This window comes from Acidovorax sp. LjRoot74 (genome assembly GCF_964254355.1).
Classification (GTDB): domain Bacteria; phylum Pseudomonadota; class Gammaproteobacteria; order Burkholderiales; family Burkholderiaceae_C; genus Acidovorax.
The window spans coordinates 5,145,444-5,168,832 of record NZ_CAXUTI020000001.1 but is presented as its reverse complement, the minus strand read 5'-3'; the positions used below and the strand labels follow the sequence as shown (position 1 = coordinate 5,168,832).

Below are 23,389 nucleotides of genomic sequence, written 5' to 3'. Positions count from 1 at the left end.
GTCATGGGTATCCAGCACCGTTGACTTGCGGAGAAAACCACTGCACCCAGTGGTCGATGCAGGCCTGGATCTTGGGCAGCCGGTGCCTGCGCGTGAGGGTGATGGCGTGGATGGGCGTGGGCTGCAGGTCCACGCACTCGGCCAGCACGGGCGCCAGCAGGCCCTGGCGCACGAGGGGATCGGCCACCACCGTGGCCAGGCGCGCGATGCCCAGGCCCTGCAGCGCCAGGCGCGCGGTGATGGCCGTGCTGCCCGAGCGCCAATGGCCTTCGGCCACCAGCACCTGGGGCGCGCCATCGACCAGAAAGGGCCAGTGGTTCAGAAAAGCCACCGCGCTGTTGGTGATAAGCCGGTGCTGGCGCAGGTCGCCCGGCTGCTGCGGCACACCCCGGGCTTGCAGATAGCCCGGGGTGGCGTACAGCGCACGGGCCAGCATGCCCAGCGGGCGCGCCACCACGGTGTCGGTCAGCGGCGGGCCGGTGCGGATGGCGATGTCGATGCCGTCACGCGCCATGTCGGCCATGCGGTCGTCCACCACCAGCTCCACGCGCAGCTGCGGGTGTTGCTGCTGCAGGCTCTCGAAGCTGGGGATGAGCAGGTGCTCGGCCACCACCGAGCTGGAGGCTACGCGCACCCAGCCGCTGGGCTGGCCGCTTTGTTGGGCGAACTCGCCTTCCAGCTCGTCGAGCGTGCCGGTGATGCGGCGACAGTAGTCCAGAAAGGTCTGCCCCTCGGCCGTGAGCGTGAGGCCGTGCGTGCTGCGGTGGACCAGTCGCGCGCCGCAGGATTGCTCGATGCGTGCCAGCGTGCGCGAGACCTGGCTCACCGGTGCATCGCGCTCGCGCGCCACGGCCGACAGCGAGCCCAGGTCGGCCACGCGGGCAAACAGGTGCATGTCTTCAAAGCGGATGTCGCGCATCGGGCAATGGTAACGGCGGGGTCTTGGGATGTCCTGCATCACTCCCTGCGGTCGGTGATAGCGCGGCCTCGGGCGGTCCGCTGCGTTGCTTTTTTTGCCAATAGTCCCGCTATTGGCTGCAAAAAGACGCCTTGCGGCCCCTCCCGATCCGCACTACCACCAACGCGCGAGGGTGATGCAGGACATCCCTTGCAGTCCGCGCAAAACGGTATTGCCCCGCGGGCCGTTTCCGCCGCGCCCTGCGCTGCCTACAGTGGCTTCACCCCGAAAGGAATGCCATGAACCCCCACCTGCACTCCCACCTGCATCCCGATGACTACCAGCGCCTGCGCGATGCCGCCAAGCGCCACGCCTTGCAATTGCGCCAGGAGGCGATCCGCGATGTCCATGCCTGGGTAGCGCGGGGGCTTGTGCGCTTGACCCGACGGGTTCTTCATGCGCTGCGGACCCGGTCCGCACCCGCCAACCCATCCATCCCGGAGACTGCGACACCATGCCCACCCTTGTCCTGAAACTGACCCCGCTGCAAAACCCCGAGCGCTACCAGGCGCTGGCCAGTGCGCTGACCGACCTCACGGTCCAGCTGCTCGGCAAGCGCCGTGAGGTGACGGCCGTGGTCATCGACGACCTGCCCGCTGCGCGCTGGCATATCGATGGTGCGCCCGTGGCGCAGCCCACGGCCTTGCTGGAGATCAGCATCACCCAGGGCACGAACACCGAAGAGGAGAAGGCCGCTTTCATCGCCGCCGCGTTTGCCGAGCTGCAGCGCCAGCTGGCGGGTGATGGCGCGCTGGCTGCGGCCAGCTATGTGGTGGTGCGGGAGCTGCCCGCCAGCGACTGGGGCTATGGCGGGCGTACGCAGCAAGCGCGCAGGTTGGCGCTGGCTGCGTGAGATGGCGAGTGCGCGTGAGGCGACCAGCGCCGGGGCGTGGATCAGACCGCTGCGCCGCGAAAGCGCTGCGCCGCCTGGCGGCTCACCTCGGCCAGCAGCTGCTCTTCGCTCTGGCGCTGGCGCAGCCAGCGGGCGTCGTTCTGCCCCGCCTCGACCTCGGTGCGCAGCATGTGCATGGCGCTGGATGCGCCCTGCACGGCCGCGTGGCCTGCGATCTTGTCCATGGTGCGCAGGATGTGTTCGCGCAGCGGCATGTGGTCGCCCGTGGCCGGGTCCACATAGACCGCGTCCATGCCAAAACGGCAGGCCTGGAAGCGGTTGTAGGTGTAGACGAGGTAGTCGTCCTCTTCGGGCATGAAGGGCTGGTCAGCCAGGAACCAGGCGCCCAGCGACTGCACGTAGCCTGCGAGGGCCGCAGCGCGCTCGATGGTCAGCGGCGTGTCGAACACGCGGATCTCGATGGTGCCGAACTCGGGCTTGGGGCGGATGTCCCAGTAGAAGTCCTTCATGCTTTTGACCACGCCCGTGCGGGTCATCTTGTCGAAGTAGTGCGTGAAGTCGTCCCAGGTCAGCGCCATGGGCGCACGGCCTGACAGCGGGAACGCAAACACCGAGTTCAGCCGCGCCGAATCAAACGCCGTGTCCTGCCCCTGCACATAGGGGCTGGAGGCCGACAGTGCAATGAAATGCGGGATGTAGCGGCTCATGCGGTGCAGCATCAGCAGCGCGGCATTGGCATCGGGGCAGCCGATGTGCACATGCTGGCCGAAGATGGTGAACTGCTTGGAAAGGTAGCCATACAGCTCCGACAGCTCGCGAAAACGTGGCTTGTCGTAGATGCGGCGCTCGTGCCATTGCTGGAAGGGGTGCGTGCCGCCGCCCACCACGGCAATGTTGAGCTTGTCGGCGCTCTTGACCAGCGCATCGCGGATAGGCGTGAGCTGACCCAGCACCTCGCTGGCCGAGTGGCAGATGCCGGTGGAGATCTCGATCATGCTGTTCGTCATCTCGGGCACCACGCTGCCAGGCAGCGGGGTCTTCTTCATGAGGCGCAGCATGTCCTCGGCGTAGGGCGCCAGGTCGTAGTCGTTGGTGTTGACGAGCTGCAGCTCCAGCTCCACGCCCAGCGTCAGCGGTTCAGAATGGTTGAAGGCTTCAAGACTCACGGTGGTTGTCTCCATGGTTGGCACGGGTCAGCGGCGCCCAGGGTTTGGAGCTTTCGCCCGCACGGTAGATGGCCACGGTGGCGATGACCGCGCCAAACACCTCCATCAACAAAATCGCAGGCAGCGCCACCCCGGCGATCACATGGCCGGTGGAGGGCGACGCCAGCACGAACTGCGAGGCGATGAGCAGGGCGATGGACGACATGGGAGTCATTGCGCAGCCCACCCACAGCGCCTGCTTCCAGCTCGCGCCGCTGCCCACGTTGCCCAGGGCCACGCCCAGGGCCTTGGCCAGCAGGCGCACGGCAATCAGGGCCAGCACCACACCGGCGACGGGGGCGCTCCAGTCGGCCTGTGCGGCCACGGTGGAGACCAGCACAAACATCAGCATGGTGAGCAGCGACGAGGCATTGCCTAGCTGGCGCGGCCAGGCCCAGGGCCGGGGGTTGAGCTGCTTGAGCAGCATGCCCCCCAGCAATGCCGCCAGCGGTGCCGAGCCGCCCATGTGCGCGGCCACGGCCGTGCCCGCCGCCACCAGGGCGAGGAACAGCATGGAGGTGTTTTCGCTCGTGGGGCTCATGAAGCGCAGGGCCATGCGCAGCACCAGGGCCAGCACGGCTGCCACCACAATCGACACGCCCAGCACCACCACCACGGGCGAGACGGTTTCGAGCACCGTGAGGCTCTGGCGGTTGATGAGTTCGGCCTTGGCGCTGCCCAGCGTCAGGGCATACAGCGTGGAGAGCGTGGTGAGCACAATCGCGCGCTCGGTCACAGGCCCTGCCGCACGGGTGTCTGCCACCACGCGGGTGAGCACAGCGGGCGATGCGGCCAGCGCCACCAGCGCCAGCGGCCCGGCCACTTGCGTGGGCAGCTGCAGCCACACCAGCACCCAGTACACGGCAAAGTAGGTCAGCACCGACTCGGCAATGCTCTGCACCAGCACCATGGGGTTGTGGCGGAACCAGCGCAGCGGAATGCGCCCGCCACATTCAAACAGCACGATGGCCACGCCCAGCTCCAGCAGGAACAGGCCGATGCCCTGCAGCGGCCACACGGCGCCGCTGAAGCCCGCGAGGCCCGCTGCCGTGCCCACCAGCGAGTAGCCCACCACCTTGGGCAGGCCGGTGTGGCGCTGGGTGAGATAGCCCGTCATGGCAGCTACGGCCAGCAGCAGCGACCATTGCACCGTAGGCAGCCCGGCCGAGGGGCGCAGCCACTGCGCCCAAAAGCTCAGGATTTCATTCATGTCATGGGACCTCTGCGTCAGACGGGCAACGGGTGCCCGGTGGTGTGAAGGACAGGCACACAAGCCCTCCGCCAATGGGAGGGGGTGTGCTTGGGATAGGCCCCCGAATTTACAGGCGGAAACACATCGCCCGTGTAGGACAGGGGCGGTGGTTGCTGCGGCCGGACTGCCGCTATGCAGCGACCGCAGGTGTGCTGCGCTCGGGTTTGAAGAAGCTCAGTGGCGCTGTGCGCAGGCGTGCACGGATGGCTGCGTAGATGCGCGAGCGGTCCACGCCGCTCACGTTCTGGGCGCGCAGTGCCAGGCGGAAGGCCAGGTAAAAGCTCACTGACACGTTCAACGCTCCCAGGAACGGCAGCGAAGCCACGGCCCACCAGAAGGCGGGCATCTGCAGCACTTGCAGGCCCAGCGTGGCGCTGGCGGCAGCCACCTGGCCCGTGGACAGCGTGACGTGGCGCACGTCCAGCCCCAACCCGAAGAATGCAGCAAAAACGGGCACCAGTCCCAGCATGAAACCGAGCGAGATGTTGGCCGCAAAACCCGAGAGGTTCTCGCGCAGGAAGCGGGCCCAGCGTGTGGCGCGCTCGGCCCCCAGCAGCCGCGTGATGCGCGGGTTGTAGTGCATGGCCGAGTCCAGGCGGTGCAGCACGAACCAGTTCTCCGTCCAGCCCGCAATGATGCTGGACGCAAACAGCAACACCCCGGTGAAGGCTGCAAAGAACAGCGACGGGCCGAGCAGGTGCAGGGACTCGAACACATGCTCGGCCTGCTTCTCGCTGATGGCCGGGCCTCCGGTAGCCAGCGCAATTGCCGTGGCCAATGCCAGCACGGCCGGGAACACCACCAGCACATTGCCCAGCACGGCCGCCACCTGAGAGCGCACCAGGTGCGTGATCTCGTCCACAAAGGACTCGATGGCATCGCCCGTGCCCAGCTCCTTGAGCTTTGCCGCCATGGCAGGTGCTGTCATGGCGGGCTGTTTGGTGGCCACCGTGAAGTGCAGCAGCTGGATCAGCACAAAACTCACGGCGTAGTTGACGCCCGCCATGAACCCGCCCCAGAACGCCGAAAGCGCCAGGGCATAGAGGCCGAACTTGGCCATGGTGGTGAAGGCCATCAGGGCACCACCGCCTGCCGCCTTTCTGAGCATGGAGCTGTACTCGGCGCCGGTGCGGGTGATGTAGTGTTCGCCGGTTTCTGCGCTGCGCTCGGCCACCTTGGCCGCCAGCAGGGAGGAGTTGGCGGCAAACAGCGCGCGCAGGCTGCGCCGCTCCTGTCCCACCATCACCAGGTGCGCCATGAGGCGCGCGGCGGTGACCGCTGGTTTGGGCGACAGCAGGCAGTCCAGCAACTCGCGCACACGCAGGATGCGCTCGCGCAGCTGGCGCAGGCGGAACACCAGCCCCACCGAGATGCCGTTCTGTTCAAAGTGTGCATACACGGTGGCTGCTGCGGCGCGGCAGGCCTCCAGCCGCTCGCGCAGGCGCTGGGCGCACTCGTTGAGGCGGTCTGGTGTGCGCAGAGCGTGCAGCACTTCCACGCGCAGGCTTTCCACGTCACGGATCAGGGCGTGAAAAGGCTGGCCTTCGCGCGCGGCTTCGGTCATGCGCAGCCGCAGCTCAGGGGCGAAACCGGTCGAGAGGATCTGGCCTGCGCAGTAGGTGATGGCATCCAGCAAGGCCCGGTGCCAGAGCGTGGCGCCGCTCGTGGGGCCTTCGGTGTCGGCGGGTGCCAGCAGGCCGACCAGGCGGTTGAGCTGGGTTTCGTCGAGTGCAGCCAGCCATTGCGCGTCAAAGGCGCTGGGCAACGCCAGCATGAAGAGCTCGGACGCATCGATGGTCTCGGGGCTGCCCGGCAGCAGCTTGGTGCGCAGCCGCTCGGCCACCTCGCTGGCCAGAGCGGTGCGGGGTGCAAACCCAAAATCGGCCAGCAGGGTGGTGATGTCCACCTGGTCCACCAGCGTGGCCCACCAGGCCTGCAGCCGCTGCTGGGTGTCGGGGCGGGCAGCCACCGTGTCCAGGAAAAGCTGCACCCGCTCCAGGGATGCGGGCACGGAGTCGCGCTTTCCGCGCACCCAGTCCAGCAGATTGATGAGCCACAGGTGGCGGTGGGCCAGCTCGGCTGCAGGGTCCAGCGCTGCGAGCAGGCTGGCCAAGTCTTTGGGCGTGCTCAATGGAGCACCCGTCCGCTCAGAGGGTTGCCCGAAGGTCCATGGCCCAGTGCTTCGAGCACAAACAGGGGCACAGGGGTGTTGAAGGGCGCGCCATCTTCGGCCACGCAGTGGAAGGTGCCATGCATGGTGCCGCTGGCGGTGCGCAGCCGGCAGCCGCTGGTGTACTGGAACGACTCGCCGGGCTTGAGCAGTGGCTGCTGTCCCACCACCCCCAGGCCCTTGACCTCTTCGGTGTGGCCCCGGGCGTCGCTGATGATCCAGTGCCGGGAGATCAGCTGCGCAGGCTCTTCCCCGGAGTTGGTGATGGTGATGGTGTAGGCGAAGCTGAACACCCCGGAGTCCGGCGCAGACTGCTCGGGCAGGTATTCGGGCAGCACTTCCACGTCAAACTGGTGCTTTGGCATGGGGCGAATGGTAACGCTGCAGGCCCATTTTCTGGGGACTTGCAGCCCCCAAAGCCCCACGCTTTCTGCGCTTTGCGACAATTGGGGAATGAGCCGCACATTCCAAATCGCCCCCTCCATCCTTTCTGCCGACTTTGCCCGCCTGGGTGAAGAAGTGCGCAACGTCATTGCCGCTGGCGCCGACTGGATCCACTTTGACGTGATGGACAACCATTACGTGCCCAACCTCACCTTTGGCCCCATGGTCTGCCAGGCTTTGAAGCCTCATGCCAAAACCCCTGCGGGCGTGGCCGTGCCGATCGACGTGCACCTGATGATCCAGCCTGTGGACGCCCTGGCCGCCGCATTTGCCGATGCGGGTGCGGACTACATCAGCTTCCACCCCGACGCCTCTGGCCATGTGCACCGCAGCATCCAGGCCATCCGCTCCAAGGGCGTCAAGCCCGGCCTGGTGTTCAACCCGGCCGAACCGCTGGATGTGCTGGAATGGGTGATCGACGACATCGACCTCATCCTCATCATGAGCGTGAACCCTGGCTTTGGCGGCCAGAGCTTCATTGACTCGGCCCTGCGCAAGATCGAAGCCGTGCGCAAGCGCATCGACGCCTCGGGCAAGGACATCCGCCTGGAAGTGGATGGAGGCATCAAGGCCGACAACATCCGCCGCGTGGCCGATGCGGGTGCGGACACCTTTGTGGCTGGCAGCGCAATTTTTGGCAAGCCCGACTACAAGGGTGTGATCGACGCCATGCGCGTTCAATTGGCTGCTTGAGGGGCCGGGGTGGCCCGCCGCCGGTGGGGCTACCCCAGCCTTTGAAACGTCAGCACAAACGCTACCCCCCCCTCGGTGTTGCGGGCATTGATGGTGCCCCCCATCTTTGCCATGTAGGTCTTGGCCACAAACAGGCCCTGGCCCCTGTGTTCGCCCTCACCCAGAGGTGTGGGGCTGGTGGGGTCTGATACGCCCAGTTCAAAAATCCGATCCAGCAGGTCTTCGGCAATGGTCGAGCCCTGGTTGTGCAGCGTGGCGCTGGCGGTGGATTCTGATGCGGTGAGCGTCAGCGTGATCGGGCTGCCCGTGGGGCGGTAGCGGTCGGCGTTGCGCAGGATGTGGGTCACCACGTCTTCGAGTGCAAACTCGTCGGCGCGCACGATCACCGGGCCTGGCTGGTCAGTGCTTGGTGCATACACCACATTCATGATGCCCGCAAAGTGCGCGTTGTCGGCCACGTTGCGCAAGAAGGCATCCAGGTCCAGCCGCCCTTCGGGCACATCGGCGGCCTGCAGCGCCTCGGCGGGCGATGCCGTGCCATAGAGCACATGGATGGCCTGCTGCATGCGCTGCACGTAGCGGTGGCCGGGGTCTTGGGGGCCGTTCAGCGCCATCAGCGACTGCAAGGGAGACATGATCTCGTGCCCCACGGCGTGCCACATGTCGCGCTCTTGCTGGGCGCGCAGTTGTTCGCGTTGCAGGTCGTCCTTCACACGCTGCAGCAGGTCAGCCAGGCCCCCGGCCAGGATGCCCAGCTCGTCCGAGCCGCGCAGGTCCGACACATCCAGGTCGCCCAGCCGGGGCCCGGTGTGGCCGGGCTGCACGTTGTATGACACCGCAGCGGCGCGGCGGGTGAGCGCCGTCACGCGGCGGATCAGGCCCACTTCCACCACCAGCCACGCCAGTGCAATCGCGGCCAGCATGGCGCCCAGGTACCACGACAGGCGCGTGGCCACGGCCGCCAGGCCCTGCTCCACACCGCGCAGATGGCCGGTGAAATTGACCACATAGTTGCCGGTAGGCGTGTCCAGAATGTCCAGGGCCGTGGGGGCGTCGGGCGTTACCGCCGCAGGGCCCACGCCTGCGGCCTCCAGCGGCAGCCAGCGGATCAGGCGCAGCAGCCAGGGGGCTGAGGGCTCGGCCTGCACTTCGACGCCCTTAAGGGTGATGGCGCTGGCCTCATCGCTGCCCATTTTGCGGATCTGCACACGCTCGCCCGGCAGCAGGCTGCGCGAGAGGTCGCCCAGAGATGCGGCCAATTGCGCACCGGGCGCGTTGCTGTCAAACAGCGGCCTGGAGTCTTCGCCCGGCGCCAGCATTTCCACGCGCACACGCATTTGCCCTAAGTCTTCAGGCGGCCAGACTAGGCGCTCGTCTTTGCGGAACAGCGCCTCGCGGAACAGCTCGACGGGCAGGCGGATCGAGTAGTGGGTGCGGCGCAGGCAGTCCGTCGCTGCCGTCTCGCCTGCAGTAGTGCTGGCGGGGACTTTGCTGGTCGGCTGCGGTGGCAGGTCGCGGCACTGGCCGTTTTGCCACAGCCAGCCGCGAAAGTCGCGCACGGGCCGCGCACGGGCATCGAGCTGCGGCGCGCCGTTGTCCACAAACCCCGTGAGCCGCCCGCGCACCGCCGCGCTGCCCTGCGGGGGCATGGCCTCGTACGGCGCAATCCAGCGGTAGGTGGCGCCGCGCATGTCCAGGCTGATGCGCGCACGGTGCGCCTCGGCAGGCACCAGCGCGCCTCGCTCGCGGGCCGTCAGCTCGCCCGCATAAAAGCTGCCCACCAGGTAAATGAAGCCGCCCGCGTAGGGGTTGTTGCCAATCGCCGCGCACACCGAGGCACCGTCGGGATACTGCACCGAGCAGCCCGCCATCTCCACCGCCTGCTGCGATTTTTGCGGGTCGTCAAAGTCGATGGCTGCGTAGGGCAGCAGCAGCGGTGCCAGCGGCGTCACGCCCTGGCCCAGGTGGCTGGCATTGAGCAGCGCCAACTGGCCCGAGGGATGGCGCAGCCGTGCCATGACCTCGGCCTGGCTGCGCACAAAGCCGTGCTGGTAGGCCTGCCAGGCGCGCTCCTTTTCGTCCTTGAGCACCACCACGCTCAGCGCCACCGTGGCCAAGGCCAGCAACACAAAGACACTGCGCACCAGAATGCGCAGGCGGAAAGCTGGCAGGCCCAGGCGGGGGATGTCGAGTGCTGGGCGCAGCAGGCGCTTCATTTGCTGACCCAGCGGAAGCCGCGCATGGGCACGTTTTCTATGCCTTCAAATCCAGGATCGACTTCACGCAGCGCCTCACGGATGGTGCTCACGTGCTTGCGCACGTTGTCGCGGTTGCGGCCGCTTTTCACCACCTCGAACAGTTCGTCGTACGACACCACTTCGCCACTGCGCTGGTGCAGCGTGGCCAGGATGCGCTGGGCTGTCAGGGGCAGGTTGATGCGCTCGCCGCGCCAGGTGGGGGTGCGTTGCCACAGTGGGTCCAGCACCAGGGCGTCGCCCACGTGGGCAGGGGCTGCACTGACCGGGGCCTGCGCCTGCGTGGTACGCAGGATGTCGAGAAAGGTCTCGATGAAATCGGCCTCTTCAAACGTGGTTTTCTGCAGGTAGTCCCACGCGTCCAGCGCCTTCATGATGCTGCGGTAAATGGCCGCTGGCATGGCCGACACCACCAGCACCGGCGTGCCCTGGCGCAGCTTGTTGATGGCGTTGATGAGGGCCACGCCCGCATGGCGCTCGCGGCCCAGTTCGATGTCCAGCACCACCGCGTCGTAGTGCTCGCGGGCCAGCGCGGCCTCGGCCTCGTCGCGGGTGAACCATTGGTCGATGACGATGCCGCTCTTGGCGCTGCGTATCCACCCGGCCAACTGGTTGCTGGTGGGCAGGTCGTCTTCGATCACGGCAATGCGGGTCATGAGCAGGGCGGGCAGTGGAGGGGTTCGTGGGATGGGCGGATTATCCCGGCGGCTCGCGCCGGGCGGTGTGAGTTTTTCTTCCGGGGCCGGAAGGTTCGTGCGGGCGGTGTGAGCGCATTGGGGGCTGCGCTGCATTGTTGCTTCCGGGGTGGATTCGAACAATCGGTCCTCAATGAGCCAGCCACTTTGGCGGCTCAGAACCGACAACAACACCGAACCAACCGAGAGAGAAACACCATGAAAGCCACCTGGAACCGCATCGTGCAGACCCTGAAGGGCCGTCGCTCCACTCCCTTGCCCGAAGCGGGCACGGAACCTGTGATGGACGCTGACCTGCAAGGCATCCCCCCCACGACGGCCCCCGCGTCGGCGGCCCCGTTGAACTGGGCCTACCTGCTGCCCACGGCCCGCACGGTGCGCTGGCTGGCCGCTGGTGCCGTGGTGGCTGCGGCGGGCCTGATGGTGTACCGCAACCCGCCCGTGCAGCACCTGGCGCAAGGCGACCTGGGTGTGCGCCTGAACCAGTTCACCGGCGCGGTGAGCCTGTGGCGCGATGGCAGCGTGTGGGTGGTGCCCGGCCTGCACACGGTGCGCGTGTTCTCGCTGCGCGACCAAAGCTACCGCCCTGAGGCCATGCGCCAAGCCACGGGCAGCGCGCCGCTGCAGTCGGTCGAAGGCCTGTCGCTGGGGCTGGATTTGAGCGTGCGCTATGCGCTGGACCCCAACTCGCCTGCCGTCAAGGCTGGCAATCTGCCCGACAACGTGGGCGCCGACATCGTCGAGCCCGCTGTGCAAGGCCTGGTCTACAAGGTGTTTGCCCGCTACACGGTGCGTGAAATCTTCTCGTCCAAGCGCGCCGAGATTGCGCAGATCATCGAAACCGAACTGCGCGCCCGCCTGGCGGCCGATGGCGTCACCCTGCGCAGCCTGCAGATTGGTAAGGTGGATTTGCCCGCCGAGTACCGCCGGGGCATGGACAGCCTGCTGGCCGAAGAGCTGGCCTCCGAAAAAATGCGCTACACACTGGAGCTGAAGGACAAGCGTGTGCGTGAAACCGAGCTGGACGCCAACGCTGACAAGGTGCGCCGCGAAGTGGCCGCCGAAGCCGCCGCCCGCGAGCAGGTCATTGCCGCCAAGGCCCAGGAAGAGGCCATGAAGCATGTGCTGCCCTTCAAGCAGCGCCAGATCGAGCAGCGCCAGCTGGAGGCCGAAGCCGAGCGCGTGGCCCGTGTGAAGGCCGCCGAAGGCGCCGCCCAGGCCCGCCGCATCGAAGCCAACGGCGAGGCCGACGCCCGCCAGAAGCTGGCCGAAGCCGAGGCCTACCGCATGGACCGCGTGGGCAAGGTCAACGCCGAGCAAATGGCCCGCGAAGGCGCGCTGGTGACCAAGCACCCGCTGCTTATCCAGAAGACGCTGGCCGACAAACTCTCGGACAAGATCCAGGTCATCATCGCGCCCCCGCCCACCAATGGTGACTTCATCGGTGCCGCGCTGCTGGGCGGTAACCGCAACGCCCAGGCCAGTGCAGCCCAGGCTGCGGCCGTGGCCGACGACGCCACCACCACCCAAGCCGTGGAGTAGTGAACATGAACGCCACCCTCGCTACCTTGCTGGCCGCCGTCGCCAGCGCCGCAGTGACCGTAGCGGCTGAGGCCGCCCCACAGCCATCGCCCAGCGCCCAGGGCAGCGCCATCGTGGTGCAAGACCAGGCCAGCCTGCGCGCCGTGCCCCGCGACGGCGCCCAGCAGCAGGCCAGCCTTTGGCAGGGCGAAGTGCTGGAAGTGCGCGGCGAGCGCCTCGACTATTTGCAGGTGTGGGACCACAAACGGGAGCGCGGTGGCTTTATCCGCGCCAGCGATGTGCGCCGCGTGGCCCTGACCGAGGCCGAAGGCCCTGCGCTGCTGGCCGTCATGCGCTTTGTGCAAGAAACGCCCGGCGCCGAGGCGCTGGGCATTGGCCTGACGGCCGCCTACCTGCAAGCCGCGCCCGCAAAGGCTTTGGCTGGCGTGGAGGGCGCGCAGGCCTTCGACGCGCTGGGCACTTTTGCCGACCGGCTGGCCCGCCGCGCCTCGGTGGCCGTGCCGGGCAAGGCCTCGGGCGCCACGCTGTCGGCGCACCTGGATGTGGCCAACGGCTACGGCATGCGTTTTGCCACCTACGAGGTCGAAGGCCGCATGCAGGTCTGCTACGAGGGCGAGGCCTTTCGCCGCCTGCTGGCCATGCCTGTGGCCGATGCCGAGCAGCGCGCTCGCGCCGCCCTTGCGTTGACCCGCCCCGAGTGCATCAACCCCGACCTGCCTGCGCATGAGCGCGCCAAGGTCACCACCTGGCAGGCCGACGTGCTGGAGCGCGTGGACGTGACCAATCTGCCCGGCTACCTGCGCAACCGCGTGCAAATGCGCCGCGCCAGCGTGTGGGGTGCCTCAGCCTTTCAGCAGGCGCGCAAGAATGCGGCCGACCCAGCGGTGGCCGCTGCCGCTGCCGCTGCCGCTGCCCGAGCATTGACGGAACTCAGTGGCGTGAGCAAAGCCGAGCTGCCCGACGAAGACCAGGCCGCCTACAACGACGCCGCCATGCGCGTGAGCGCTGTGCGTTGGGCCTTGGTGCCCGCCGCAGCGCCCGTGCTTGCCTCCGGCACCCGACCCACACTGCTCACCGAACCCGGTGCGCCCGGTGAAACCTGCGTGCTGCTGGTAGACGCACAGCACGGCGCCCAGGCACCGCTGCTGCGCCGCTGCACCTACGGCGTGGTGTGGGCCGCGTCGGCCAGCACCAACCGCGAAGGCACGGCCGTGGCCCTGGCGGTGCAACCCATGGAAGGCTGGCGCGAGCTGTGGGTGCTGCGCAAAACCGAAGGCGGCTGGCTGGCCGATGTGCTGCCCCCCGCTGCCACCACGCCCGAGACCGGCGTGGCTGAATGGGCGGGCTGGGTGCCCGGCGGCCAGCAAATGCTGGTGGCCCGCGAAGCCCGGGGCCAGGGCCGCTACCGCAAGAGCTTTGAAGTGGTGCGGCTGGATGGCCTGACCACCGAGCGCGTGACCGGCGATGTGACCGCGCTGCCCCTGTTCCAGCGCTGGCAAGACCCGGCCTGGAAGCGGCAGACGCTGAGTCTGCGGTGATTGGGGCTTGGCGGAATAATCCGGTCATCCTCACCCACCACAAGGCAAGACCATGATCATCGTTACCGGCCACGCCATCGCACGCCCAGACACGGAAGCTGAAGTGGAGCACTTGGCCGTGGAACATGTCCTGCGCTCCCGTGCGGAGCCTGGATGTGTGTCCCACGAAGTCAGCCGCGACGTGTTGCAGCCGCTGCGCTTCGTGTTTGTAGAACGCTGGGGCGACATGGCCACGCTGCAAGCCCACTTCCGGCTGGAGGCCTCGCGGAAGTTTGCGCATGCCATTGCCGGACTCTGCGACGCCAGCCCGCAGATGGCCATCTACCAGGCGGATGCCATCCACACGGGTGGATGAGGGTGGCGCCTTTACCATGCAGGGCATTCCAAACCCCTTCATCCGCCTGTTGTGAACCTTATTCCGCTTTCCCCGTCCCGTGTGGACGCCGCAATCATCGACCTGGACGGCACCATGGTGGACACACTGGGTGACTTCAGCGAAGCACTCAACCGCATGCTGCAGGATCTGGGCCTGCCGCCCATCGACGCGGGCTCCATCGAGTCCATGGTGGGAAAAGGCTCGGAGCATTTGCTGCGATCGGTGCTGAAACACGTGCTCCCGCGCGATGGTATTGATAATGTTGCTATCAAAGTTGAAGAAATGTACCCATCGGCCTGGTCCAGCTACCAGCGCCACTACCTGGCGATCAATGGCCAGTTTGCCGGGGTGTATGACGGTGTGGTGGCGGGCCTGCAGGCGCTGCGCGCCCAAGGACTGCGCCTGGCTTGCCTGACCAACAAACCCACGGGTTTTGCGCTGCCGCTGCTGGAGTCCAAGGGGCTGGCCGGGTATTTCGAGTGTGTGTTCGGGGGCGACGCCTTTGAGCGCAAGAAGCCCGATCCGCTGCCCCTTCTCAAGACCTGCGAGGCGCTGGGCACCGCCCCTGCACGCTCCGTGATGGTGGGCGATTCCAGTAACGACGCGCAGGCGGCGCGGGCCGCAGGGTGCCCGGTTGTGCTGGTCACCTACGGCTACAACCACGGCCAACCCGTGCGGGCCGTCGATGCCGATGGTTTTGTGGACTCGCTGGTGCAGCTGACCTGAGTTCCGCCCTGCGGGCAGGCGTTCAGGCAGTCAGCTGGCGCGGCGCCACGCTGCGGTAGTCTAGGCGCGATGCTGCGGGGGCGCTGCCCGGCACAGGCACGGAGCCACTGTGGCGGGCGGCGCTGTCCGAGAGGCGGAACACCGCCACGGCATCCACCAGTTGCCCCGCCTGCGTCTTGAGGCTGTCGGCGGCGGCGGCACTTTGCTCCACCAGGGCGGCGTTTTGCTGCGTGGCCTGGTCCATCTGGGTGATGGCCTCGCCGACCTGCGAGACACCCTGGCTTTGTTCGCTGCTGGCGGCGCTGATCTCGCCCATGATGTCAGTCACGCGGCGGATGGAGGCGACCACTTCGCTCATCGTGGCGCCCGCCTTGTCCACCAGGGCCGTGCCGCGTTCTACGCGTTCCACGCTGGTGCCAATCAGGCCCTTGATCTCTTTCGCTGCCTCGGCACTGCGCTGGGCCAGGCTGCGCACCTCGCCCGCCACCACCGCAAAGCCCCGGCCCTGTTCCCCCGCGCGCGCCGCCTCCACCGCAGCGTTCAGCGCGAGGATGTTGGTCTGGAAGGCAATGCCGTCGATCACGCTGATGATGTCGGCGATCTTCTTGCTGCTGTCGTTGATGCCCTTCATGGTGTCCACCACTTCGGCCACCACATCGCCGCCCTGCTGGGCCACGGTCGATGCGCTCATGGCCAGCTGGTTGGCCTGGCGCGCGTTGTCGGCGTTCTGGCGCACGGTGGAGCCCAGTTGCTCCATTGAGGCAGCCGTCTCCTGCAGTGCGCTGGCCTGTTGCTCGGTGCGGGCCGAGAGGTCGTTGTTGCCCGAGGCGATCTCGGTGCTGGCGGTGGCCACGCCCTCGGCGTTGTGGCGCACATTGCCCACGATGGAGGCCAGGCGCGATTGCATGGTGGCCAGCGCCTGCAGCAGTTGCCCGGTTTCATCATTGCCACTGGCGTTGATGGGGTGGGTCAGGTCGCCATCGGCGATGTTCTCGGCAGCCTGTTTGCCCTGCTGCACGGGGCGCACGATGGAGCGCGTGACGGTGAAGGCCAGCAGCGCACCCAGCGCCACGGCAATCAGCGTGCCCACGCCCAGCAGCACCTGGCTGGCTCGGGCCAGGGCCGAGGTGTCGGCCTGGCTCTCGGCGAGCTGGGTGCCCATGGCCCGGCGCAGGTCGTCCAGTGACTTGAGGTACTTGTCGGCCAGCGGGCGCAAGTCCTTGTCCACCATGGCTGGCACGTTGGGCTCGCCGCCCCGGTGCAGTTCGCGGATTTCTGCGAGCTTGTCGTTGTAGGCCTGGCGTGCCGTGGCAATGGCGGCCAGCAGGCCCCGCGCCTGCTCGCCCTGCACCAGGGCCTCGATGCGCTTGACCTTGGCCTCCATGCCCGTAGCCGTCGCCTGGGTGTCGGCCGTGAGCTTGTCCATGTAGTCGCGGTCGATGGCCTTGAGGAAGGCCTCCGTGCGCACCCAGTTCAGTCGGATGTCCGAGGCCCAGTCTTCCACCAGCGTCTGTTGCTCGATTTCTTGCGTGGCCACACGCTCGCTGGCGCTTTGCAGGCTGGCGATGCGCCACATGCCCGTTGCGGCGATCAGGGCGGTGATGAGCAGGATGGCGCCAAACGAGGCGCCCAGGCGCAGGCCGACGGAGAGATTGCTGAGTTTCATGGTCATGTCTGGCGCGGAAAGGGCAGGGAGCTGGGGGCGAGGGCGACTACGCAGCGCGCGTTGCGAAGTGCCCGGGTACGGGCGCCTGCGTGGCGGCGGGTGGCAGAAGGAAAAGGGACGTGCGGCGGAGAAAAAAGGGAGGCTGCGGACAAGCTTCAGCGTAAGCCCCGGCCCGGCTTGCTGGTGTCGAGCGAGCGACAGCCAGGGGCCTGTGGGCGTGAGGGTTTGTCCGTAGCGGGGCGTCCGGGCTTGATGGGGGTCACGCCCTCTCAGGCGGGCTTGCCCAGAAGGGCGTCCTTGAGCTTCCAGTCGGCTGGTGTATTGCCCAGCCAGATGCCCATCAGCGCGTTGAAGAATTCAGGCTCCTTGAACGGCTCGCCCTGGGGCTTGCCCTTGACGGTGATCACCGTGCCCGTGCCGGGGATCCAGTCGATCTGGAACTGGTCGCCAGCCACCAGCTTCTTGTGGTCCGAGAAAATCTGGCTCATGCGCATCACGCCAGGGATCAGCTTGGAGAACGCTGCGCGGTCCATGTTGTCCTCCATGCCGCGCGAGAACAGCTTGCCCAGCTCGGTGGAGTCGATTTCGCGCAGCATGGTGATGCTCATGCGCTTGGGGCCCTTGAGGGCTGCGATGTCCTGGGTCGTGTGTGCCTTCTTTTCGAGGTACAGGCCCGCCGTGTAGACCTTGAACACGGCCTTGTAACGGACGCCTGCGCCGTTGAGTTGCAGGGTGCTGCCGCTCAGGCTGGCGCTCTCTTCGTACTTCACGTCGGACACGGTGATGGGCTGGGCGGTGGCGGTGGCTGCCAGCAGGCAGGCACCGGCCATCAAAGCGCATCGCTGGAGGAAATTCATGCACAGCTCCTAAAAAAGAACGGTCGTTCGTTTCTAATTGTTGCAGCGCTCTCGGCTGCCCGCAACAGGGTTTTCGAGTGGTTGTGCGATCACGGCCTTGCGGCCCATCAAATCGGGCCGCCAAAAAAGCTTTGCTACACTTTGGCCCATGTTCATTCACCACGTGTTCATCACAGGTTGCAGCGACCGGGGAGCCTGGCCCTGGCGTCAGCCTGTCTGTCTGAACGCCTGATGGCACGCAGGGCCTGCGCCCCAGCGTGCACCCGTGGCCTCCCCCTGTGATGCGGGGCGGGCCGATTGAATGGACCGCAGCGCCCCTTTTTTACTGCACAGGGACACGCGCTGCGACTGCTGGGAGCCCTCCCCGTGATCACAGAACTTGAATTCAAAAGCCTGGCCAGCGAAGGCTACAACCGCATTCCGCTCATGGTCGAGGCCTTTGCGGACCTGGAAACCCCGCTCTCGCTCTACCTGAAGCTGGCGCACACCAAGGACGGCGGCAAGCACAGCTTTTTGCTCGAATCCGTGGTGGGCGGTGAGCGCTTCGGGCGCTACAGCTTCATCGGTCTGCCCGCCCGCACCCTGCTGCGGGCCAGCGGCTTCGGGGCCGCAGCGCGCACCGAGGTGGTGACCGACGGCCAGGTGGTCGAGACCGCCCAAGGCAACCCGCTCGACTTCATTGCCGATTACCAAAAACGCTTCAAGGTGGCCCTGCGCCCCGGCCTGCCGCGTTTTTGCGGCGGCCTGGCCGGTTACTTCGGCTACGACGCGGTGCGCTACATCGAGAAAAAACTCGAAACCACCTGCCCGCCCGATACCCTGGGCTGCCCCGACATCCTGCTGCTGCAGTGCGAGGAACTGGCGGTCATCGACAACCTCTCGGGCAAGCTCTACCTCATCGTGTATGCCGACCCGGCCCAGCCCGAGGCTTACGCCAAGGCCAAGAAGCGCCTGCGCGAGCTGAAAGACCAGCTCAAGTATTCGGTGAGCGCCCCGGTGGTCAAGGCCACCGAAAGCCACCCCGCCCAGCGCGACTTTGCCAAGGCCGACTACCTGGCTGCCGTGGACCGTGCCAAGGAGCTGATCGCCGCAGGCGACTTCATGCAGGTGCAGGTGGGTCAACGCATCCACAAGCGCTACACCGAAAGCCCCCTGAGCCTGTACCGCGCGCTGCGTTCGCTGAACCCGTCGCCGTACATGTACTTCTACGACTTTGGCGACTTCCACGTGGTGGGCGCCAGCCCCGAGATCCTGGTGCGCCAGGAGAAGACCGACGAAGGCACCAAGGTCACCATCCGCCCCCTGGCCGGCACCCGCCCGCGCGGCGCCACGCCCGAAAAGGACAAGGCCACCGAGGTCGAACTCATCAACGACCCCAAGGAACGCGCCGAGCACGTGATGCTGATCGACCTGGCGCGCAACGACATCGGCCGCATCGCCAAGACCGGCACCGTGAAGGTGACCGAGGCTTTTGCGGTGGAGCGCTATAGCCACGTGATGCACATCGTGAGCAATGTGGAGGGCATCCTCAACGACGGCATGACCAGCATGGACGTGCTCAAGGCCACCTTCCCTGCAGGCACGCTCACCGGCGCGCCCAAGGTGCACGCCATGGAACTCATCGACCAGCTCGAACCCACCAAGCGCGGCCTGTATGGCGGCGCCTGTGGCTACCTGAGCTACGCGGGCGACATGGATGTGGCCATTGCCATCCGCACCGGCATCATCAAGAACGGCACGCTGTATGTGCAGGCGGCGGCCGGCGTGGTGGCGGATTCGGTGCCCGAGCTGGAATGGAAAGAAACCGAGCACAAGGCCCGCGCGCTGCTGCGCGCTGCAGAGTTGGTCGAGGAGGGCCTGGAATGACGACCCGCACCCCCAAAGCCATCGAGAAGGTCAAACCCTGCAACACCATGCAGGACGTGCGCCGCGAAGTGAACGCGCTGGACGATGTGCTGGTGCCCCTGCTGGTGGAGCGCGTGGGCTACATGACCCAGGCCGCGCGCATCAAGCAAGGCGCAGAGCAGGTGCGCGACGAAGCCCGCATTGAAGCCATCGTGGCCCGCGTGCGCGAACGCGCCCAGGCCGAAGGCGGCGACGCCGACGTGATGGAAGCCATCTACCGCAGCCTCATGGAAGCCTGCATTGCCTATGAACACCGCGAGTTCGCCCGTCTGCGCGAGCCCGCCCTTGCCGGGAGCGCCGCATGACAAAACTCTTGATGGTCGATAACTACGACAGCTTCACCTACAACATCGTCCAGTACTTTGGTGAACTGGGCGCCGATGTGGAGGTGTTCCGCAACGACGAGATCACCGTGGCCGAGATCGAAGCGCGCTTGAAGGCTGGCCAACTCGACCGCCTGGTGATTTCTCCCGGCCCTTGCTCGCCCGCCGAGGCAGGCATCTCGGTCGCCGCGATCCAGCACTTTGCCGGCAAGCTGCCCATCCTGGGCGTGTGCCTGGGTCACCAGGCCATTGGCGCAGCCTTCGGCGGCACCATCATCCGCGCGCAGGAGCTGATGCACGGCAAGACCAGCGTCATCACCACCACGCAAAAGGGAGTGTTTGCGGGCCTGCCGGAGAAGTTCACCGTCAACCGCTACCACTCGCTGGCCATTGAGCGTGCTACTTGCCCCGACGTGCTGGAAGTGACGGCGTGGACGGATGACGGCGAAATCATGGGCGTGCGCCACAAGACGCTGCCCATCGAAGGCGTGCAGTTCCACCCCGAAAGCATCCTCACCGAACATGGCCACGCCATGCTCAAGAACTTTCTGGAGCAGCGCGCATGAACTTCATCGACGCCCACCAGCTGGTGATGTTCATCGCCGCAGGCTGGTTGCTCAACCTCACGCCCGGGCCGGATGTGCTCTACATCGTGACTAACGCGCTCAAGTCCGGTACCCGCGCAGGCATCGTGGCGGGGCTGGGTATCACGGCCGGGTGCTTTGTGCACATCTTTGCCGCCGCCGTGGGGGTGGGTGCACTGCTGGCCGCTTCGGCCACGGCCTTCACTGTGCTCAAGTGGATCGGTGCGGCGTACCTGATGTGGATGGGCGTGCGCATGCTGCTGTCCAAACCTTCCGCACACGGTAGCAACAGCTCCGCTCTGGCGGCAGCCCAGGCGGCCTCGGGCCAGCCCGTCTCGCTGCGCAAGGTGTTCCTCGGTGGCTTCTGGACCAATGTGCTCAACCCCAAGGTCGCCATCTTCTTCCTGGCCTTTGTGCCGCAGTTCATCGCGCCGGGCGCGGACAACAAGGCGCTGGCCTTTGTGCTGCTGGGCGTGCTGTTCAACCTCAACGCCATCCCCGTCAATGTGGGCTGGGCGCTGGCCGCCTCGTGGATGGCGCGCCGCGCTGGCGTCATCCAGCGCGGCATGCACTGGCTGGACCGCGTGGCGGGTGCCATGTTCATCGGCTTCGGACTCAAGCTGGCCCTGACGGACCAGCCCTCCGCATAAATCACTGGAGACACCGTCATGCCCATTACCCCCCAGGAAGCGCTGCAGCGCACCATCGAGCACCGCGAAATCTTCCACGACGAGATGCTGCACCTGATGCGCATGATCATGAACGGCGAGCTGTCGCCCGTCATGACGGCGTCCATCATCACCGGCCTGCGCGTGAAGAAGGAAACCATTGGCGAGATCACCGCCGCCGCGCAGGTGATGCGCGAGTTCTCCACCAAGGTCCATGTGCCCGACAGCACACACCTGGTGGACATCGTGGGCACGGGTGGCGACGGTGCCAACACCTTCAACATCTCCACCTGCTCGATGTTCGTGGCCGCCGCTGCGGGCGCCAAGGTCAGCAAACATGGCGGGCGCGGCGTGTCGAGCAAAAGCGGCAGCGCCGATGTGATGGAGGCCCTGGGCATCCACATCAACCTCAAGCCCGAGCAGATCGCACAGTGCGTGGCAGACGTCGGCATCGGCTTCATGTTCGCACCCAACCACCATCCGGCCATGAAGAACGTAGCCCCTGTGCGCAAGGAGTTGGGCGTGCGCACCATCTTCAACATCCTGGGCCCGCTCACCAACCCTGCTGGCGCGCCCAACATCCTGATGGGCGTGTTCCACCCCGACCTGGTCGGTATCCAGGTGCGTGCGCTGCAGCGCCTGGGCGCCGAACATGCGCTGGTGGTCTACGGCCGCGACGGCATGGACGAAGTGAGCCTGGGCGCCGCCACGCTGGTGGGAGAGCTGAAAAACGGCCAGATCACCGAATACGAAATCCACCCCGAGGACTTTGGCCTCAGCATGGCCAGCAACCGCGCCCTCAAGGTCGAAACGCCCGAACAATCGCGCGAAATGCTGATCGGCGTGCTCAAGGGCGAGTCTGGCGCCGCGCAGGACATCGTCTGCCTGAACGCCGGTGTGGCGCTGTACGCCGCCAATGTGGTCGATTCCATCCCTGGCGGCATTGCCAAGGCACGCGCTGCCATTGCCTCCGGTGCCGCACTGGCCAAGCTGGAGCAGATGGTCACGCGCACGCACGCGCTGGCTGGCGCCGCCGCGTGATCACAACAACCAAGGTTTCCCCATGAGCGACATCCTCAACAAAATCGTGGCCGTCAAGCACGAAGAAGTGGCCGCCGCCAAAAAGCGCCTGCCGCTGCCCGCCATGCGCGCCGATGCCGAGAGCCGCGTGCTCACGCGCGACTTCGAAGGCGCACTGCGCGCCAAGATCGCCAAAGGCCAGGCGGCGGTGATTGCCGAGGTCAAGAAGGCCAGCCCCAGCAAGGGTGTGCTGCGCGCAGATTTCGAGCCCGCCGACATTGCCCAGAGCTACATGGAAGGCGACGGCAAGGTCAGCGCAGCCTGCCTGTCGGTGCTGACCGACCGGCAGTTCTTCCAGGGCCAGCCCGACTACCTGAAGCAAGCCCGCGCCAGCACGTTGCTGCCGGTGCTGCGCAAGGACTTCATGGTGGACGCGTACCAGATTTACGAATCGCGGGCCATGGGCGCCGACGCGATTTTGCTGATCGCGGCCTGCCTGGATGACGCCCAGATGGCCGACTTCGAGGCCATCGCGCGCAGTCTGGACATGGCTGTGCTGGTGGAAGTGCACGACCGCCCCGAGTTGGAGCGCGCGCTGAAACTCAAGACCCCGCTGGTCGGCATCAACAACCGTAACCTGCGCACGTTCGAGGTGACGCTGGACACCACGCTCTCCATGCTGAAAGACGTGCCGCAAGACCGCCTGCTGGTCACCGAGTCGGGCATCCTCAAGCCTGCCGATGTGAAGACCATGCGCGATGCGGGCGTGCACGCCTTCCTGGTGGGCGAGGCCTTCATGCGCGCTGACGACCCGGGCCTCGCCCTGGCCAAGCTGTTTGCGTGAATGTGTTGAATACTATTGTTTTGATAGCTGCTTGCGCTTTTCTGTAGCGCGCAGAAGGCCGTTTTGACCATGAATTCATCCGTGCAAACCCCCACCCAGCTCCAGAGTGCGGACCCGGCCCACTGGCCCGTGGCGCCCGGGTGGCAACCCCTGGTGGACGCCTTCTTTGCGGGCGCACGGGGCCAGGTGCTGCAGGGTTTTCTGCAGGATCGGCTGGGTGCCGGTGCGGTGATCTTCCCGCCCCAGCCGCTGCGCGCGCTGGAGCTGACGCCGCCCGACGCCGTGCGTGTGGTCATCCTGGGCCAGGACCCGTACCACGGTCGGGGCCAGGCCGAGGGGCTGGCGTTTTCCGTCGCCTCTGGCGTGCGCCTGCCGCCTTCGCTGCAGAACATCTTCAAGGAAATGCAGCGCGACCTGGGCGTGCCGTTTCCGCCCTTTCCCACGCCGGGTGGCAGCCTGGTGAAGTGGGCCCAGAACGGCGTGCTGCTGCTCAACACCGGCCTCACGGTGGAAGAGGGCCAACCCGCCAGCCATGCAGGCAAAGGCTGGGAGGCGCTCACCGACGCCGTGATCCGCCATGTGGCCGAAGGCCCGCGCCCGGTGGTGTTCATGCTGTGGGGCTCGCACGCGCAATCCAAGCGCGCCTTCATCCCGCAGGACCGCGGGCACCTCGTGCTCACGTCCAACCACCCTTCGCCGCTGTCGGCGCTGCGCCCCCCTGTGCCCTTCATTGGCAACGGGCACTTTGGCAAGGCGCGCGCGTTCCGCGAGCAGCACGGCTACTGAGCCGTTGCTGGGCGGCTGCCCCAGGGGCA

General features: G+C 66.6%; 23 protein-coding genes. 13 read left to right on the top strand and 10 right to left on the bottom strand.

Annotated features, from left to right (window positions below):
* Position 1: 1 nt before the first annotated feature.
* Both ACSQ3O_RS24570 and ACSQ3O_RS24565 read right to left on the bottom strand, forming a co-directional pair.
* Positions 2-919 carry a LysR family transcriptional regulator gene (locus ACSQ3O_RS24570; RefSeq protein ID WP_137747505.1) on the bottom strand — a complete coding sequence of 306 codons (918 nt, stop codon included), beginning with the start codon at positions 917-919 and terminating at the stop codon, positions 2-4.
* A 248-nt stretch (positions 920-1,167) separates the two neighbouring features.
* On the bottom strand, positions 1,168-1,356 hold the full coding sequence (locus tag ACSQ3O_RS24565; protein WP_436140771.1) for a hypothetical protein: 189 nt from the start codon (positions 1,354-1,356) through the stop codon (positions 1,168-1,170).
* A gap of 56 nt (positions 1,357-1,412) precedes the next feature.
* Here ACSQ3O_RS24565 and ACSQ3O_RS24560 point away from each other — a divergent pair, with 56 nt between their 5' ends.
* On the top strand, positions 1,413-1,811 hold the full coding sequence (locus ACSQ3O_RS24560; RefSeq protein ID WP_436140770.1) for a tautomerase family protein: 399 nt from the start codon (positions 1,413-1,415) through the stop codon (positions 1,809-1,811).
* Positions 1,812-1,852: 41 nt separating this feature from the next.
* Here the strand turns inward: ACSQ3O_RS24560 and ACSQ3O_RS24555 are convergent, their stop codons facing one another.
* From ACSQ3O_RS24555 to apaG, 4 genes are all read right to left on the bottom strand, one after another.
* The gene (locus tag ACSQ3O_RS24555) at positions 1,853-2,977 is read right to left on the bottom strand and encodes a YbdK family carboxylate-amine ligase (RefSeq protein WP_137747690.1); all 1,125 of its coding nucleotides are present in this window, start codon (positions 2,975-2,977) and stop codon (positions 1,853-1,855) included.
* On the bottom strand, positions 2,967-4,226 hold the full coding sequence (locus ACSQ3O_RS24550) for a cation:proton antiporter (protein ID WP_436140769.1): 1,260 nt from the start codon (positions 4,224-4,226) through the stop codon (positions 2,967-2,969). The genes ACSQ3O_RS24555 and ACSQ3O_RS24550 overlap by 11 nt, the downstream gene beginning before the upstream one ends.
* A gap of 172 nt (positions 4,227-4,398) precedes the next feature.
* Complete coding sequence (locus ACSQ3O_RS24545; RefSeq protein ID WP_436140768.1) at positions 4,399-6,399, bottom strand: site-specific recombinase; 2,001 nt, start codon at positions 6,397-6,399, stop codon at positions 4,399-4,401.
* Positions 6,396-6,803 (bottom strand): Co2+/Mg2+ efflux protein ApaG, encoded by a 408-nt coding sequence (apaG, locus tag ACSQ3O_RS24540; RefSeq protein ID WP_094290389.1) that lies wholly within the window; start codon positions 6,801-6,803, stop codon positions 6,396-6,398. The genes ACSQ3O_RS24545 and apaG overlap by 4 nt, the downstream gene beginning before the upstream one ends.
* A gap of 88 nt (positions 6,804-6,891) precedes the next feature.
* Here apaG and rpe point away from each other — a divergent pair, with 88 nt between their 5' ends.
* Positions 6,892-7,575 carry a ribulose-phosphate 3-epimerase gene (gene rpe, locus ACSQ3O_RS24535; protein WP_436140767.1) on the top strand — a complete coding sequence of 228 codons (684 nt, stop codon included), beginning with the start codon at positions 6,892-6,894 and terminating at the stop codon, positions 7,573-7,575.
* 29 nt (positions 7,576-7,604) lie between these two features.
* On the opposite strand, the gene ACSQ3O_RS24530 is transcribed toward rpe, so the two are convergent.
* Together ACSQ3O_RS24530 and ACSQ3O_RS24525 are read right to left on the bottom strand one after the other, a co-directional pair.
* On the bottom strand, positions 7,605-9,791 hold the full coding sequence (locus ACSQ3O_RS24530; RefSeq protein ID WP_436140766.1) for a sensor histidine kinase: 2,187 nt from the start codon (positions 9,789-9,791) through the stop codon (positions 7,605-7,607).
* Positions 9,788-10,486 (bottom strand): response regulator transcription factor, encoded by a 699-nt coding sequence (locus tag ACSQ3O_RS24525; RefSeq protein WP_436140765.1) that lies wholly within the window; start codon positions 10,484-10,486, stop codon positions 9,788-9,790. Before ACSQ3O_RS24525 ends, ACSQ3O_RS24530 begins: the two co-directional genes overlap by 4 nt.
* 237 nt (positions 10,487-10,723) lie before the next feature.
* Here ACSQ3O_RS24525 and ACSQ3O_RS24520 point away from each other — a divergent pair, with 237 nt between their 5' ends.
* From ACSQ3O_RS24520 to gph, 4 genes are all read left to right on the top strand, one after another.
* Positions 10,724-12,067 carry an SPFH domain-containing protein gene (locus ACSQ3O_RS24520; RefSeq protein WP_436140764.1) on the top strand — a complete coding sequence of 448 codons (1,344 nt, stop codon included), beginning with the start codon at positions 10,724-10,726 and terminating at the stop codon, positions 12,065-12,067.
* 5 nt (positions 12,068-12,072) lie between these two features.
* A complete protein-coding gene (locus ACSQ3O_RS24515; protein ID WP_436140763.1) occupies positions 12,073-13,605 on the top strand; it encodes a hypothetical protein in 1,533 nt (510 codons plus the stop codon).
* 52 nt (positions 13,606-13,657) lie between these two features.
* Positions 13,658-13,960, top strand: a complete 303-nt coding sequence (locus ACSQ3O_RS24510) for a putative quinol monooxygenase (RefSeq protein WP_298458179.1) — start codon at positions 13,658-13,660, stop codon at positions 13,958-13,960.
* Positions 13,961-14,041: 81 nt separating this feature from the next.
* Positions 14,042-14,707 carry a phosphoglycolate phosphatase gene (gene gph, locus ACSQ3O_RS24505; RefSeq protein ID WP_436140762.1) on the top strand — a complete coding sequence of 222 codons (666 nt, stop codon included), beginning with the start codon at positions 14,042-14,044 and terminating at the stop codon, positions 14,705-14,707.
* Positions 14,708-14,729: 22 nt separating this feature from the next.
* Here gph and ACSQ3O_RS24500 read toward each other — a convergent pair whose 3' ends face one another.
* Complete coding sequence (locus ACSQ3O_RS24500) at positions 14,730-16,373, bottom strand: methyl-accepting chemotaxis protein (RefSeq protein WP_298456154.1); 1,644 nt, start codon at positions 16,371-16,373, stop codon at positions 14,730-14,732.
* 269 nt (positions 16,374-16,642) lie between these two features.
* Entirely contained in the window at positions 16,643-17,230 is a 588-nt protein-coding gene (locus tag ACSQ3O_RS24495; RefSeq protein ID WP_436140761.1) for a chalcone isomerase family protein, read from the bottom strand.
* Positions 17,231-17,596: 366 nt separating this feature from the next.
* On the opposite strand from ACSQ3O_RS24495, the gene trpE reads away from it, so the two are divergent.
* From trpE to ACSQ3O_RS24460, 7 genes are all read left to right on the top strand, one after another.
* Entirely contained in the window at positions 17,597-19,096 is a 1,500-nt protein-coding gene (trpE, locus tag ACSQ3O_RS24490) for an anthranilate synthase component I (RefSeq protein ID WP_436140760.1), read from the top strand.
* Entirely contained in the window at positions 19,093-19,440 is a 348-nt protein-coding gene (locus ACSQ3O_RS24485; RefSeq protein ID WP_298456145.1) for a chorismate mutase, read from the top strand. Before trpE ends, ACSQ3O_RS24485 begins: the two co-directional genes overlap by 4 nt.
* Entirely contained in the window at positions 19,437-20,024 is a 588-nt protein-coding gene (locus ACSQ3O_RS24480; RefSeq protein WP_298456142.1) for an anthranilate synthase component II, read from the top strand. Before ACSQ3O_RS24485 ends, ACSQ3O_RS24480 begins: the two co-directional genes overlap by 4 nt.
* Complete coding sequence (locus ACSQ3O_RS24475) at positions 20,021-20,692, top strand: LysE family translocator (RefSeq protein WP_298456139.1); 672 nt, start codon at positions 20,021-20,023, stop codon at positions 20,690-20,692. Before ACSQ3O_RS24480 ends, ACSQ3O_RS24475 begins: the two co-directional genes overlap by 4 nt.
* Before the next feature lie 18 nt (positions 20,693-20,710).
* Positions 20,711-21,751, top strand: a complete 1,041-nt coding sequence (gene trpD, locus ACSQ3O_RS24470) for an anthranilate phosphoribosyltransferase (protein WP_298456136.1) — start codon at positions 20,711-20,713, stop codon at positions 21,749-21,751.
* A gap of 22 nt (positions 21,752-21,773) precedes the next feature.
* On the top strand, positions 21,774-22,574 hold the full coding sequence (trpC, locus tag ACSQ3O_RS24465; RefSeq protein ID WP_137747522.1) for an indole-3-glycerol phosphate synthase TrpC: 801 nt from the start codon (positions 21,774-21,776) through the stop codon (positions 22,572-22,574).
* A gap of 69 nt (positions 22,575-22,643) precedes the next feature.
* Positions 22,644-23,360 carry a uracil-DNA glycosylase gene (locus tag ACSQ3O_RS24460; RefSeq protein ID WP_436140759.1) on the top strand — a complete coding sequence of 239 codons (717 nt, stop codon included), beginning with the start codon at positions 22,644-22,646 and terminating at the stop codon, positions 23,358-23,360.
* Positions 23,361-23,389: the final 29 nt, after the last annotated feature.

Bases quoted from the DNA above. Each gene is read 5' to 3' on its own strand.
- ACSQ3O_RS24525 (WP_436140765.1), bottom strand. From the start codon at position 10,486: ATGACCCGCATTGCCGTGATCGAAGACGACCTGCCCACCAGCAACCAG.
- ACSQ3O_RS24485 (WP_298456145.1), top strand. From the start codon at position 19,093: ATGACGACCCGCACCCCCAAAGCCATCGAGAAGGTCAAACCCTGCAAC.
- ACSQ3O_RS24500 (WP_298456154.1), bottom strand. From the start codon at position 16,373: ATGAAACTCAGCAATCTCTCCGTCGGCCTGCGCCTGGGCGCCTCGTTT.
- rpe (WP_436140767.1), top strand. From the start codon at position 6,892: ATGAGCCGCACATTCCAAATCGCCCCCTCCATCCTTTCTGCCGACTTT.
- ACSQ3O_RS24475 (WP_298456139.1), top strand. From the start codon at position 20,021: ATGAACTTCATCGACGCCCACCAGCTGGTGATGTTCATCGCCGCAGGC.
- ACSQ3O_RS24565 (WP_436140771.1), bottom strand. From the start codon at position 1,356: ATGAAGAACCCGTCGGGTCAAGCGCACAAGCCCCCGCGCTACCCAGGC.
- ACSQ3O_RS24460 (WP_436140759.1), top strand. From the start codon at position 22,644: ATGAATTCATCCGTGCAAACCCCCACCCAGCTCCAGAGTGCGGACCCG.
- ACSQ3O_RS24560 (WP_436140770.1), top strand. From the start codon at position 1,413: ATGCCCACCCTTGTCCTGAAACTGACCCCGCTGCAAAACCCCGAGCGC.
- ACSQ3O_RS24530 (WP_436140766.1), bottom strand. From the start codon at position 9,791: ATGAAGCGCCTGCTGCGCCCAGCACTCGACATCCCCCGCCTGGGCCTG.
- ACSQ3O_RS24495 (WP_436140761.1), bottom strand. From the start codon at position 17,230: ATGAATTTCCTCCAGCGATGCGCTTTGATGGCCGGTGCCTGCCTGCTG.
- ACSQ3O_RS24515 (WP_436140763.1), top strand. From the start codon at position 12,073: ATGAACGCCACCCTCGCTACCTTGCTGGCCGCCGTCGCCAGCGCCGCA.
- ACSQ3O_RS24520 (WP_436140764.1), top strand. From the start codon at position 10,724: ATGAAAGCCACCTGGAACCGCATCGTGCAGACCCTGAAGGGCCGTCGC.
- trpD (WP_298456136.1), top strand. From the start codon at position 20,711: ATGCCCATTACCCCCCAGGAAGCGCTGCAGCGCACCATCGAGCACCGC.
- apaG (WP_094290389.1), bottom strand. From the start codon at position 6,803: ATGCCAAAGCACCAGTTTGACGTGGAAGTGCTGCCCGAATACCTGCCC.
- ACSQ3O_RS24510 (WP_298458179.1), top strand. From the start codon at position 13,658: ATGATCATCGTTACCGGCCACGCCATCGCACGCCCAGACACGGAAGCT.
- ACSQ3O_RS24480 (WP_298456142.1), top strand. From the start codon at position 19,437: ATGACAAAACTCTTGATGGTCGATAACTACGACAGCTTCACCTACAAC.
- trpC (WP_137747522.1), top strand. From the start codon at position 21,774: ATGAGCGACATCCTCAACAAAATCGTGGCCGTCAAGCACGAAGAAGTG.
- ACSQ3O_RS24570 (WP_137747505.1), bottom strand. From the start codon at position 919: ATGCGCGACATCCGCTTTGAAGACATGCACCTGTTTGCCCGCGTGGCC.
- ACSQ3O_RS24550 (WP_436140769.1), bottom strand. From the start codon at position 4,226: ATGAATGAAATCCTGAGCTTTTGGGCGCAGTGGCTGCGCCCCTCGGCC.